At 65.9% G+C, this 12,165-nt stretch carries 11 protein-coding genes; 1 reads left to right on the top strand and 10 read right to left on the bottom strand.

Translation table 11 applies throughout. From position 1 onward, the window contains the following. Positions 1 to 283: 283 nt before the first annotated feature. Positions 284 to 1,207, bottom strand: a complete 924-nt coding sequence (locus tag OX459_RS25940) for a LysR family transcriptional regulator (protein WP_289907138.1) — start codon at positions 1,205 to 1,207, stop codon at positions 284 to 286. 123 nt (positions 1,208 to 1,330) lie between these two features. On the opposite strand from OX459_RS25940, the gene OX459_RS25935 reads away from it, so the two are divergent. Next, entirely contained in the window at positions 1,331 to 2,092 is a 762-nt protein-coding gene (locus OX459_RS25935) for an SDR family oxidoreductase (protein ID WP_251348496.1), read from the top strand. Positions 2,093 to 2,119: 27 nt separating this feature from the next. On the opposite strand, the gene OX459_RS25930 is transcribed toward OX459_RS25935, so the two are convergent. The 9 genes from OX459_RS25930 to OX459_RS25890 form a co-directional block, all read right to left on the bottom strand. Next, positions 2,120 to 3,076, bottom strand: a complete 957-nt coding sequence (locus OX459_RS25930; RefSeq protein WP_289907137.1) for an NAD(P)/FAD-dependent oxidoreductase — start codon at positions 3,074 to 3,076, stop codon at positions 2,120 to 2,122. Continuing rightward, complete coding sequence (locus OX459_RS25925; protein ID WP_251348494.1) at positions 3,063 to 3,515, bottom strand: Rrf2 family transcriptional regulator; 453 nt, start codon at positions 3,513 to 3,515, stop codon at positions 3,063 to 3,065. The genes OX459_RS25930 and OX459_RS25925 overlap by 14 nt, the downstream gene beginning before the upstream one ends. Positions 3,516 to 3,640: 125 nt before the next feature. Then, a complete protein-coding gene (locus OX459_RS25920; protein WP_289907136.1) occupies positions 3,641 to 5,044 on the bottom strand; it encodes a cytochrome c in 1,404 nt (467 codons plus the stop codon). Continuing rightward, positions 5,041 to 6,651 carry a GMC family oxidoreductase gene (locus tag OX459_RS25915; RefSeq protein WP_251348492.1) on the bottom strand — a complete coding sequence of 537 codons (1,611 nt, stop codon included), beginning with the start codon at positions 6,649 to 6,651 and terminating at the stop codon, positions 5,041 to 5,043. The genes OX459_RS25920 and OX459_RS25915 overlap by 4 nt, the downstream gene beginning before the upstream one ends. Positions 6,652 to 6,660: 9 nt before the next feature. Further along, a complete protein-coding gene (locus OX459_RS25910; protein WP_251348491.1) occupies positions 6,661 to 7,185 on the bottom strand; it encodes a sorbitol dehydrogenase family protein in 525 nt (174 codons plus the stop codon). A 28-nt stretch (positions 7,186 to 7,213) separates the two neighbouring features. Further along, the gene (locus tag OX459_RS25905) at positions 7,214 to 8,407 is read right to left on the bottom strand and encodes a porin (protein WP_354669682.1); all 1,194 of its coding nucleotides are present in this window, start codon (positions 8,405 to 8,407) and stop codon (positions 7,214 to 7,216) included. Positions 8,408 to 8,775: 368 nt separating this feature from the next. Then, positions 8,776 to 9,231 (bottom strand): homoprotocatechuate degradation operon regulator HpaR, encoded by a 456-nt coding sequence (gene hpaR, locus OX459_RS25900; protein WP_251348489.1) that lies wholly within the window; start codon positions 9,229 to 9,231, stop codon positions 8,776 to 8,778. A gap of 86 nt (positions 9,232 to 9,317) precedes the next feature. After that, entirely contained in the window at positions 9,318 to 10,277 is a 960-nt protein-coding gene (locus OX459_RS25895) for a DMT family transporter (RefSeq protein ID WP_289907135.1), read from the bottom strand. A gap of 60 nt (positions 10,278 to 10,337) precedes the next feature. Beyond that, positions 10,338 to 12,155: a DUF885 domain-containing protein gene (locus tag OX459_RS25890; protein ID WP_289907134.1), complete on the bottom strand. Its 1,818-nt coding sequence runs from the start codon at positions 12,153 to 12,155 to the stop codon at positions 10,338 to 10,340. Positions 12,156 to 12,165 lie beyond the last annotated feature (10 nt).

The following is a 12,165-nucleotide window of genomic DNA, read 5'->3' as shown; positions in this document are numbered from 1 at the left end:
ACTTTCTATCAACAACGGTTTAAATAACTGTGCTCCAGGCGGTGTTGATCCCATGCCCGTAGTCGCGCGGCCAGCGCATGCGGCGATTCGTGGATGGGGTCTGTCAGGAATGGACGGCACAGACAAAAACTTTCTTTTCAGAATGTTTTCATCTTACACAAGCATAGCGACAGATCGTGTCGCTACCGCCCGCCATGCCATGTTATTTTTGAAAAGAAAGTATATTTACAACAACGCGGCGGCTAGCCCAGGCTGCACTGGCGGCAAGGGCCATCGCCATGCATTAATCGGGCCGCATCTGCGCGGCGAAATCGCGCTGGCGGAATTGCTCCAGCAGAAAATCGACGAATACGCGCGTCTTCGCGGGCAAGAGTTTCTTGCTGGGATAGTACACGGACAGGGGGCCGGAATCGGCGTGCCAGCCTGGCAGCAGGCGTACCAGCGCGCCGCTGCGCAAGTGGGCCAGCGCGTGCGGCATGGGCAGCAGCGCCACGCCAACGCCCAAGATGGCCGCCTGCGCCATCGCTTCCGGGTCGTCGAAGATGGCGCGCGGCCGGCATTCGGCCACGCCTTCGCCGCCCGCGCCGTCGCGCAATATCCAGCTGCGCAGCCTGCCGCTGCCGGCCGAGCGGCGCGCCACGCCGTCGAATTGCGCCAGGTCCGACGGATGCCTGGGCATGGCCTTGCCCTGCATGAAGGCGGGCGACGCCGTGGCGACGATGTGGGCGTGGCCCAGCTCGCGCGCCACCACGCCCGGCGTCAGCTCGATGCCGCCGCCGATGGCGACATCGAAGCCTTCGCCGATCAAGTCGACTTGCCGGTTGTCGAAATGGCAGTCGGGCACCACGCCCGGGTGGCGCGCGATGAAGTCGCCCAGCAGTGGCACCACGTAGCTGCGCCCGAACGACGGCGCCATGCTGATTTTCAGGATGCCGGCCGGCTGGCCGCCCTCTTCCGCCACGCCAGCGATCGCTTCGCGCAGGGTGGACAGGGCGCCGACTATCTGCTGCAGGAAACGCTCGCCCCCTTCCGTCAGGGTCAGGCGGCGCGTGCTGCGCTGGAACAGCCGCAATCCCAGGCTCGCTTCCAGGCGCGCCACGTTCTTGCTGACGGCAGCCGGCGTCAGGCCCAGGCGGCGCGCGGCGGCGGAAAAGCTGCCCAGCTCGGCAGACAGCACGAAGGATTGCAAGTGATTGAGGGCGTCCATGCGCCTATTCTACCCGCTCATCTGATACCAATGGTTGAAAGTGATTGTAGCGATTCATGGCTAGCGCGGCAGGAATGAAAGGCAGATACTGAACTCCTCGATTCCTCACTTAGAAAGCACATCATGCAAACCCAAACCACCACCTCCCTGCCACTGCAAGACAAGATCGCGTTTGTGACGGGCGGCTCGCGCGGCATCGGCGCCGCCATCGTGCGCCGCCTGGCCAGCCAGGGCGCCAACGTCGTCTTCACGTATCAAAGTTCGGCCGCCGAAGCGCAGGCGCTGGCCGCCACGGTGGAGGCAAGCGGCGGCAAGGCCCTGGGCGTGCAAGCCGATGCGGCTGACGCCACCGCCCTGACGGCGGCCATCGACAAGGTGGCGGCGCAGTTTGGCCGTGTCGATATCCTCGTCAACAACGCCGGCGTATTCCTGCCCGGCGCCATCGACGACTTTTCGCTGGCAGACTTCGACAAGACCGTGGCCGTCAACGTGCGCGCCGTCTTCGTCGCCATCAAGGCGGCCGTGGCGCACATGCAGACGGGCGGGCGCATCATCAACATCGGCAGCACGAATGCGCACCGCATGCCGTTCGGCGGCGCGGCCGCCTACGCCATGAGCAAATCGGCGCTGAGCGGCCTGACGCAAGGCCTGTCGCGCGACCTGGGTCCGCGCGGCATCACCATCAACAACGTGGAGCCGGGCCCCGTCGCCACGGACATGAACCCGCCGACGGGCGACTTCGCCGACCTGATGCACGGTCTGATGGCCCTGCCCCGCCACGGCACGGCCGATGAAATCGCCGGCATGGTGGCTTACCTGGCCAGCCCGGAAGCGGCGTTCGTCACGGGCGCCGGGCTGAAGATCGATGGCGGTTTTGCCGCCTGAGCGCCAGCACGCACCACGGCCCCGGCATTAGGCCGTCGGGGTCAGTCCGAACATCAGCGAGCGGTGCGCTGCCACGCCAGCCATGGCGCCATCGGCCACCGCGAACGCCACGCTGCCGGCCATGCGGCCCGCGTCGCCGCAGCAAAAGACGCCAGGCACGCTGCTGGCCTTTTGCTCGTCGGTGCACACGAACGGCCCCATGGCCCCCTCTTCCAGCGCGCAGCCCAGCTCACCGGCCAGGGAACTGGCCAGGCGGGTGCGGGTCGCCACGAACAGGCCGGCCATCGCATGGCGGCTGCCATCCTGCATGACCACGTCGGCCACGCCGGCGATCCGCGCCACGGGCGCGCGCACCACCGTGACGCCGCGCGCGGCCAGCTGCTCCAGCTGCGCGCCATCGGGTTCGAACGCGCCATTCAGGAAAAAAGTGACCGTGCCCCAATCGGGCAGCATCAGCGCATGGTGCATGGAGAGGGGGCCGGTGGCCAGCACGCCGATGGCCCCCTGCTCCAGTTCATAGCCGTGGCAATACGGGCAGTGAAAGACGCTACCGCCCCAGCGCTCTGCCAGGCCATCGACGGGCGGCAATTCGTCGATCACCCCGGTGGCCAGCACCAGCCGGCGGCCCCGCACGAGCGTGCCGTCCGCCAGGGTCACGTCGTAGCCATCGCCAGCGCTGCTGGCCGCTGCCTGCACGGCCGTGCCATCCAGCCAGGTGACGGTGGCATACGCCAGCAGCTGCGCCTTGCCCTCGGCCGCGATGGCAGCGGTCCCGCTGCCGTCCTGGGTCAGGAAGCCGTGGGAATGGCTGGCGTAGCGGTTGCGGCGCTGGCCGCCGTCGACCACAAGTACGCGGCGGCGGGCGCGCGCCAGTTGCGTGGCGGCCGACAGGCCCGCGTAGCTGCCGCCGATGATGATGGCGTCGAACGGGGCGTCGAATGCGGCGGCAGGCGTGGCGCCGCCCTGGGATTCAGGAATGGTCATGCGGTGCTCCTTGGTGTGTGGCGTATTGTTGGCTGAAACGTTCGGCCAGGTCGGCCAGGGTGACGGCGCCAAAGCGCCGGATCAGAAGCGCCTCGGCTTCGTCGAAGGCGCCGGCCAGCGACTGGTTGACCACCTGCTCGACCAGGCAGCCCGGCTGATCGACGCGGTTGCCCATGGCGAAGACGGTGGGCGACCCCACGGCCACGTAAATGTCGTGCAGCGTGACGCGGTGCAGGTCGCAGACGATGCGCCAGCCGCCGCCGTGGCCCTTGACCGAGGCCACGTAGCCCCGCTCGCGCAAGCCGGCCATCACGCGCCGCACCAGCACGGGATTGGTATCCAGGTAAGCGGAGAGTTCCTCGGACGTCATCGGGCGTCCCGCGTGGGCCATGTGCAGCAGCACATGGAGGATCGATGATAGTTTGCTGTCGCGCCTCATGTAACTAATGATAGTACATAATTTCCATAGATGCAAACCAGTTGCAACATCAAGACGTAAAAAAGGGCCGGACTATTCAGCCCGGCCCCTGCCTGTGCTTCAGCGCCTGTTGTTCGCGGCTGCTTCTACGCCTGCTTGCGCCGGCGTCCCCGCCACCACAACAGCAATGCCAGCAGCACCAGCACGCCGACGATGATGCCCGCGCGGGCCAGGCCGATCAGGTTGGACGGCGCGCCGCCGTTGCGCAGGGTCGTCACCTGCTCTGCCGTCACCTTGATTGCGGGATTGCCGTACATCTTCTGCACGTAATTGCCGAGGGTGACGATCTGCTCGTCCGACAGGGTCTGGCGGAAGGCGGGCATCAGGTGTCCCGCAGCATGATTCCCCTCGCCATCCTGGCGCTCCACGCCGTCGAGGATGGCCATCACCAGGTTGTTGCTGTTGCTGCGGCCCGTCACCGAATTGTGGAACAGCGGCGGCAAGCTGCCGTCGAAACTGCCCTCGCCCCTGGCCTGGTGGCAGCTGGCGCACTGCGCATCGTACAGCTGCGCACCCGACATCTTGTTCAGGTTTTGCGGCAGCGGCACGCCGCGGATGCTGGCCAGCTCGTCGCCCGCCTTGCCCCACTGCGTCACCGGCTGCGTGTCGGCCTTGTCGCGGATGGCCGGCACGCTCTTGACGTAGTGCGCGATGGCGTGCAAGTCCGCGTCGCTCAGGTGCTTCAGGCTATGGTCGATGGCTTCGGCCATCGGTCCCGCCGCTTGCGCCTTGTTGGCGGTGCGGCCCGTGCGCAGGTAATCGACCAGTTCCTGCTGGCTCCAGCCGCCCACGCCGCTGTTGATATCCGACGTGATGTTCGGCGCATGCCAGGTACCCAGGTCGGCGCCGCCCAGCTCCTTCGACAGCTGCTCGGCCATCAGCGCATTGCGCGGCGTATGGCAGGTGGTGCAGTGGGCCAGGCCTTGCGCCAGGTAGGCGCCCCGGTTCCACTCCATGCTTTTCGCCGTATCGGCGACGAAGGGCTTCTTGTCGAGGAAGAGCATGTTCCAGCCCGCCATCGACAAGCGGATGTTGAACGGGAACGGCAACTCCGTCGCTTGCGCCGGCGCCGCATCCACGGCCGCCACGCCGTGCATGAAGTAGTCATACAGGGCCGCCGTGTCCTCGTCCGTCACCTTGGCGTAGGCCGTGTAGGGCATGGCCGGGTACAGGTTGGCGCCGTCGGCCCGCACGCCATGGCGCACGGCGTCGGAAAACTGCTTGAGCGTGTAATTGCCGATGCCATGCGTGGTCGACGGCGTGATATTGGTGGCGACAATGGCGCCCAATGGCGTCGCCAGGGACAGCCCGCCCGCCATCGGTTTGCCGCCAGGCACGCTATGGCAGGCGATACAGTCGCCGGCCGTGGCCAGGTAGCGGCCGCGTTCGATCGCCGCCGCATCAGGCACGGCCTTGTCGGCCGCCAGCACGGGCATGGCCGCGAGGGACAGCAAGACGGCGCCCGCCGTCAGTCTGAAGGCCGCCATCATGCTGTGCCTCCCTGTTGTTCGTCGAGGATGTGCTTGACGGTGCGCAGCGCAACGGCCAGGCCGTTTTCCGTCGAATTGCAGGTGCCGGACGTGGGCAGCACGCCGGTACTGCACAGGAACAGGTTGGCGTGGTCGAAGGTGCGGCCCCACTGGTCGCACACGGCCTTGGCGGGGTCGGAACCCATCGACAGGGTGCCGCAGATGTGCTGGTTGTTGGCAAACACGCCTTCCTTGCTGTGGCGCAGATTGGTGCCGCCCATCAGCTTGGCGATCTGTTCGAAATCCTGCTTCGAACGCTCGTGGCCCCGCTTCGTGTACTCGTCGATCGAATAGTGCGCCTGCGGCTTGGGGATGCCCATGGCGTCTTTTTCGCTGCTCAGGGCAATGCGGTTTTCCGGGTTCGGCAGCACTTCCAGCACGTTTTTCAGGCTCATTTCGCGGGCCGAGCGGAAACGCAGCTGCTGCTCGAATGCTTCGCCGAACACGCCCTTGCCGATCAATTCCCTGGTGGCGCCGTCGACGCGCGAAATGTTCGTGAAATCCAGGCGGTACGGCGAGTGCTCGCTGCGGAAGTCGCCATCGCGCATGGTGTTGATGGAATTGGGGCTTTGCGGGCCCCGGCCCAGCCACAAGTCTTCATCAGCGTCGAAGGTGATCGAGGTGCTCGGATGATCCATCAGGTTGCGGCCCACCATGTCGCTGCTGTTGGCCAGGCCGTTCGGGTATTTGTCCGAGGCGGAAACGAGCAGCAAGCGCGGGCTTTCGATGCCGTTGGCGGCGAGGATAAAAGTCTTGGCCGTGACCCGGTGGCTTTTCTTGTCGACGTCGTAGTACAGCGCGGCCGTGATGCGGCCCTGCGCGTCGTGTTCCAGCTTGTAGACGTTGGCGTTGCAGACGATCTTGACGCCCGCGTCTTCCGCCTGCTGCGCGGCGATGCCGCCGTGGTATTGCGCGTCGATGGGGCAGATCGGCTGGCAGCTGTTGTTGCCGCAGCAGGCCGGGCGGCCATCGTAGCTGACGCTGTTGCGCGCCACCGTGTTGCCGACGACCTTGAACGCAGGGTCGAGGCGCTCGCGGATGCGGCGCATGGCGTACGGCTCCGTCACGGGGTCCATCGGAAACGCCTGCTTGCGCGGCGAACCCGTGTTCTCGGCACCCGAGACGCCCATGATCTCTTCCGCTTCCTGGTAAAACGGCTCCAGGTCTTCGTAGCTGATCGGCCAGTCGACGCCCACGCCATACAGGGTATGGATGCGGAAGTCGTTCGGCACGTTGCGCCAGGCCTGCGCGGCCCAGTGCCACGACGTGCCGCCGAACTGGCGGATGTATTCGGCCGGGTACGGATACGGGCCGGCCTGCACCAGGTAGCCGTTATCGGTCGGCTGGTAGATCGGGTGCGGCGCCGTGGCGACGGACGGATACGGCGACATCCAGTCGCTGCGGCGCGTCGTGTTGCGGAAACGGGCGACGATTTCGCCTCGCGACACGCGCGGCCCCGCTTCCAGAATCAGCACCGAGGCGCCGGCCAGCGCAAGCTTGCGCGCAGCCAGGGAGCCGATGATGCCGGAACCGATCACGAGGTAATCGGCAGAGAGTTCTTCAGCCATGATGGCTCCTTAAATTGGTTTTCTGGCCCAGCTGCCGTAGGCGCCGTAGGAATACGTGGGAGGTTTCAGCACGTCGGCCACGACGGCCGCGTTCAACGCCTGCTCGTAGGCAACGCAGACGGCCGCCTCGCCCGTGCCGACGATGCCCAGGTACCAGGCGCTGGCGATCTGGCGCGGCAAGGCGGCCAGCGGCGACTGGGCCGGGTCGAGCCCGTCGAGCGCTTCCTGCAGGCCGGCCGCCTGCAAGCCCTGCGCATTGATCAGCGCCAGCAGCGCGCGCACCTTCGCCGGGAAGGCCGTATCCTGCGCCACCAGCGCGTCATACAGGCGCCTGGCCAGCACGGGGTCGAGCACTTGCCGCCCCACCAGCATGGCCGACACGCCCAGGAAGGCGCCCTGCTCCGCATTGGCGACCGGTTCGGCCAGCGCCCAGGGAATCAGCGCCGCGGCCGAAGCCGACAGCAAGCCGGCCAGCACCATGCGGCGGCCGGGATTGAGAGGGCCGCGGCCCTCCTTGTGATGTGTAGCGTCCACTTGAAGCTCCCGTGAGTTCAGCAACCGTTCAGAAAGAATGCTTGAGACCGACCATGACCACCGACTGGCCGCCGGTCGACGATGGCGTGCCGTTTTGCGAATCGCCCACCGAGGCGACGGCGTTGACGATGGCGCCGTCCTGGCCCAGGGTCTGGCCGCGCGCCAGCTGGCGCGCCTCGATCAGGTAGATCGCGGTGCGCTTCGACAGCGCATACGTCTGTTCGAACGACAGCTGGCGGTAGCGCGCGCGGTCGGCGATGCCGTTGGCGTGGCTGGCGAAGGTGTCGCTGTAGCCGGCGGCCAGGAACCACTGCGGCGTCAACTGGTAGCTGGAGATCAGGCCGGCCGTGTTGAAGATGGCCGTGTCGCGGAAGGCTGAGCGGCTGCCCGCCTCGTATTGCACGTTGCTGGCGTTGGCGCCCACCATCCACTTGCCCATGGTGTAGCGCGCGCTGGCGGCGATGAATTGCACGCTTTCAGCCGAGGCGTAGCCCTGGTTGATGGCGGAAATGCCGAAGCTGCCCGAAGCATTGCCGTTCCAGCCGCCCTGGGTGCTCATGGCCATGGCGCTGGCATTGTTCTGGCCGTTTTTCAGTTTCAGGTAGCCGAGCGCGAATTCGGCTGGCGAGGTGCTGTACTTGACGGCGGCACTGAAGCTGCTGCCCACGGCATTGCCGTCTGCCGCTTCGCCAAAGCCGTACTGCGCGCTGGCCTGCAGGCCGCGCCAGGCCGGCATGCTGTAGGTGACGGAATTGCTGATGCGCACGGTCGTATCGAGGCCGTCGATATCGCCAGGATGGGCGCCGGTGGCGCCCGTCAATACGTTGCTCGACGCCAGCGAACCCACCAGCAGATAGTACGGCGTGTACTGGCGGCCGGCCGTGACGGTGCCATAGGCTGCCGATTGCAAGCCCACGTAAGCCTGGCGGTTGAACAGGGAGCTGGCCGAACTTTGCGCGCCCGTATCGCTCTCAAAGCCGTTTTCCAGCAGGAACAGCGCCTTCAGGTCGCCGCCCAGGTCTTCCACGCCCTGGAAGCCGATCTTGCTGGCGGACAAGTTGCCGCTGCGCATGTAAGTGTTCGAATTGCCGCCCTGGTTGCTGGTGTACGCCATGGCCGCGTCGACCACGCCATAAATGCTGACATTGCTCTGGGCGCAAACGTTTGCGCCGATGAGCGTGGAGACGGCCAGCGCCGCAGCGCGCATGCATGTAGTGTTCATTTTTTCCTGACTTTCCTGTTTTATAGTACGCCCGGCCGGCATTGCCGCCGTGATGGCGACATACCGGCTGTGGCGCCGCGTTGCGGCCCCATACAGCGCGTGGGGCGTCCGCTTTTCTTCTTGATTTGGATCAAGTGGAGCAAATTATACGCCTAATTACTCACATGTAAGTAATTGACTGTAAGGCGTAGTCTTATAGCAAAACTTTCTTGTGTCTTATAGCAAAACCGGCAGGCATGCGGGCGCACGCCCGGCAGGATGCGGAAATACGCGGAACAGGCATGGGGAAAGCAGCGGCGGCGCGTGTCGAAAAACACGCGCCCGGTGGCTAATCAGGCAGGCGGGAAAACGGGGGAGAAGCGGGACGGTCAGCGCAGGATGGCGGGCGCCACCGGCAGGGTTTCGAGGGCAATGAAAGCTTCCAGGGTGCGGCGCATGTCTTCGAATACTTGCTTGCCGTAGGCCGCTTCCAGGTGTTCATATTGCAGGTCGATCAGCTTGCCCATCTGCAGCAGCAGGCTGGCGCCCGCTTCCGACAGGTGCACCTTGCGGCGGCGCTGGTCGCCTTCGAACTTGCTGCGCCCGATCAAGCCGATTTCTTCCATGCGCGCCAGGATGCCGCTCATGCTGGGACTGGAAATCTGGCAGATCTCGCACAGTTCGCGCGGTTCCAGGGTCGGACTTTCGTTCAGCGCGCGCATGATGCGCCACTGCTGCTCCGTCACGCCGAAGTGGTTGAGGATGGGGCGGAAATGCTGCAGCAGGCTGTCGCGGGCCTTCAGCAGCAGTTGCGGCATGTTCGGATAACGGATCGGTAGCTGCAAGCGGAACTCCCTGGGTGGGCGGAAAATTAGCGTAATTATACGGCCCGGCCACTGCAAACGGCAGGCCGGCAACGATGTATTTTTCGCTACGTCCGCCCTGCCTCCTGCCCTGCTCCCTCCTCCTGCGCATGCCGCCGCACGGACCACAGCACGCCCGCCGTCAGCAAGACCATGGCGGCCCATTCCAGGGGGCGCGGCATGCGCTGCGCGTAGACGAAGCCGTACAGCAGCGCGAACAGGGTTTCCGACAGGATCAGCTGGCCCGACAAGGTGACCGGCACCAGGCGCGACGCCAGATTCCACAGGTAGTTGCCGATCACGGAAGCACCCAGCGCCAGCAGCAAACACACGAGCCAGTAGCGGTGCCAGTCGCGCGCCGGCGCGTCGTCGGCGCCGCCTGCCTGCTGCAGCGCCAGCATCGCGGCGCCAACGGCCAGGGCGATGACGCCGCTGGCCAGGCCATACAGCATGGCCCATTCCACGGAACTGAAATGCGCGTGGCGCTTGAGGAAACGGGCATTGTCGAGCGCATACCAGGTCCAGCAGGCGAGCGCGCCAACGGCGCACAGCACGCCGGCCAGCTTGTGCGCCAGACCGGCGCCGCCCGCGCCGCCTGCATGGCTGAAGATATCGGCATTGATACAGGCGATGCCCAGCGCTACCACCAGCAGCGGCCAGGCCAGCTGGCGCAGCGGCAGCGCGCCGTGGTCCTTGCGGCCCAGGATGGTGACGCTCAGGGGCAGCAAGCCGATGATCAGGGAAGTGGGCGCCACGCCGGCCAGCTTGACGCCGTAGGCCAGCAGCAGGTAATACACGACATTGCCGGCCAGCGCCTGGCGCAGCATGGCCAGCCAGTCGCTGCGCCGCAAGCGCCGCAGCAGGGGCACAAGGCGCGGCAGCATCAGGCCGGCCGCCAGCGCGCCGTAGCAGATGTAGCGCCCCACCATCAGCTCGACCGGGGAAAAATCCGGCAGCAAGACGGGCACAATGAAAACGGCGCCCCAAAAGGCGCCGGCCAGCACACCACATACGATCCCACGCCACATGCCTGCCACTCTCACGTTTTCATTCAAGGGCGCCAGTATGGCATGCGCAGGAGACCGCCGTCAGCCCCTGGCTTTTCTCTGTGCGGGGATGAAATGTTCGCGCACGGCCCTGGCCAGCAAGTCCGGCGGCAGCAAGCCCTGGCCCAGCAGGAAGTTGTTGAAGGCCAGGCGGTCGAATCTGTCTCCCAGCGCCAGCTCCGTCTCCGCGCGCAGCTGCAGGATGCGCGTGTAGCCATAGAAATAGCTGCCCGCCTGGCCCGGCATATTGAAGGTGTAGCGGTCCAGTTCCTGGCGCGCCATCGGTTTCGACAGCATCACCTCGTCCGTCAGGATGCGGCCCGCCTCTTCGCGCGTGACCTGCCCCAGGTTCAGCATCGGGTCCAGCATGGCGCGCGCCGCGCGCAGCATGCGGAACTGCAGCGCGATGAACTGGCCTTCGGCCGGCTCGTAGGGAATCATCTCCGCTTCCGCGTACAGCGCCCAGCCTTCCACGTTGACGCTGTTGAACGCGTACAGGCTGCGCGCCTGCGACACGCCCCGCTCCACCATGGCGCTGAACTGCAGCTCGTGGCCAGGGCGGCCCTCGTGTGCGCTCAGGGTCCAGGCGGCGCCAGCGAAATTGAAATCGTCATACGCCTCGCCCTTGCCGCTGGCGGCGGGATTGCTGACGGGGAGGACGAACTGGCCGTGTTCTCCCGTATTGCCGATCAGCGGAGGCGGACGCATATGCGGCGCCGGCTGGGCCGCCGATTCGGCGGCGGACGCCAGGCGCATGGTCATGGCGCGCGCAGGAATATCGACCACGCGCTGCCGGGCGATGCGTTCTTCGAGCTGCGTATTGACGCCTTTGTAATGCGCTTCGAGCTGCGCGTTGGGAATCGGAGCGCTTTTCAGCGCGCGCAGCACCTGGCGGTAATCGCTGCCGTCGATACCCTTGAGCGACGTTCTCTCCGCTACCACAGGCGCCAGCGCCTGCATGGCGGCGCGCGTTTCCAGGTACGCCACTTGCGCCCGTTCGACCAGCGTGCGCGGCTCGATGTCGATGCCCACCTGCTTCAGGCGAAACGCATACAGCTCGGGCGCCATGCGGAAATCCGTGCGCGACAGGGGCAGCACCACCTGCTTTTCCCACGCCGCATACTCGGTCAGCTGCTGTTCCATGGCCGCCAACGCGCTCTCCGCGCCCGCGATCTGCATGTCGGCGAACAGCTTGCGGATGCCGGCGACATACGTCGGCACGTTTTCCAGCGATTGCTCCACCTGCAGGCGCACGGGTCCCGCCAGGCCGGGCTTGCCGATTTGCTCCGTGAAGCGGGCCTTCGCCTGCTGCATGATCGGCGTGCTGCCCGGGTATTGCCCGACATAGCGCTGCAGACGTTCCAGCGCCTTGGCGCGGCGCGCGGCCGGGCGCTGTTCCTGCAGCAGGCTTTGCATGCTGCCAAAGACCATTTGCGGCACATCAACCCACGGCAAGGCGTACTTGGCTTCCAGCTGGGTGCCAGCGATTTCCTGGTCGACGGCGCCGATCAAAATCTCCAGGTCCTGGCGAATGCGTTCGTCGCGTTCAAGTTCCAGCTTTTGCTGCAATTGCGCGCGCGCCTGCTGCATGGCCGCCACCTGGCGTTCGACAATATTGGGTCCCAGGTCGGCAGCCAGGCCGTCGTACTGCACCAGGCCCGTGTCGGAAGCGTTTTCAGGCGAGAACTGCGCCTGCGCAGCCAGCACGATGGCCGCGTTGCGGTTGCTGGCCTCGACCCAGGCCGATGGGGCGGCAGCAGTTGCCGCAGCTGCGGGGGCGGCGGCCATGGCCGGCATGGCAAACGCGGTGGAGAGCAAGGCGGCAAGCACGGTCTGATGCAATTTCGGGATGACGGACATCGGGGGATTC

This window comes from Janthinobacterium sp. SUN026 (genome assembly GCF_030397625.1).
GTDB classification, from domain to species: domain Bacteria; phylum Pseudomonadota; class Gammaproteobacteria; order Burkholderiales; family Burkholderiaceae_D; genus Janthinobacterium; species Janthinobacterium kumbetense.
Note: the sequence above shows the minus strand (reverse complement) of the source record. Positions and strands in the feature narration are given on the sequence as shown.

Excerpts from the sequence above, each read along its gene's own strand:
- OX459_RS25940 (WP_289907138.1), bottom strand. The coding sequence starts at position 1,207 with ATGGACGCCCTCAATCACTTGCAATCCTTCGTGCTGTCTGCCGAGCTG.
- OX459_RS25935 (WP_251348496.1), top strand. The coding sequence starts at position 1,331 with ATGCAAACCCAAACCACCACCTCCCTGCCACTGCAAGACAAGATCGCG.
- OX459_RS25930 (WP_289907137.1), bottom strand. The coding sequence starts at position 3,076 with ATGACCATTCCTGAATCCCAGGGCGGCGCCACGCCTGCCGCCGCATTC.
- OX459_RS25925 (WP_251348494.1), bottom strand. The coding sequence starts at position 3,515 with ATGAGGCGCGACAGCAAACTATCATCGATCCTCCATGTGCTGCTGCAC.
- OX459_RS25920 (WP_289907136.1), bottom strand. The coding sequence starts at position 5,044 with ATGATGGCGGCCTTCAGACTGACGGCGGGCGCCGTCTTGCTGTCCCTC.
- OX459_RS25915 (WP_251348492.1), bottom strand. The coding sequence starts at position 6,651 with ATGGCTGAAGAACTCTCTGCCGATTACCTCGTGATCGGTTCCGGCATC.
- OX459_RS25905 (WP_354669682.1), bottom strand. The coding sequence starts at position 8,407 with ATGAACACTACATGCATGCGCGCTGCGGCGCTGGCCGTCTCCACGCTC.
- OX459_RS25895 (WP_289907135.1), bottom strand. The coding sequence starts at position 10,277 with ATGTGGCGTGGGATCGTATGTGGTGTGCTGGCCGGCGCCTTTTGGGGC.
- OX459_RS25890 (WP_289907134.1), bottom strand. The coding sequence starts at position 12,155 with ATGTCCGTCATCCCGAAATTGCATCAGACCGTGCTTGCCGCCTTGCTC.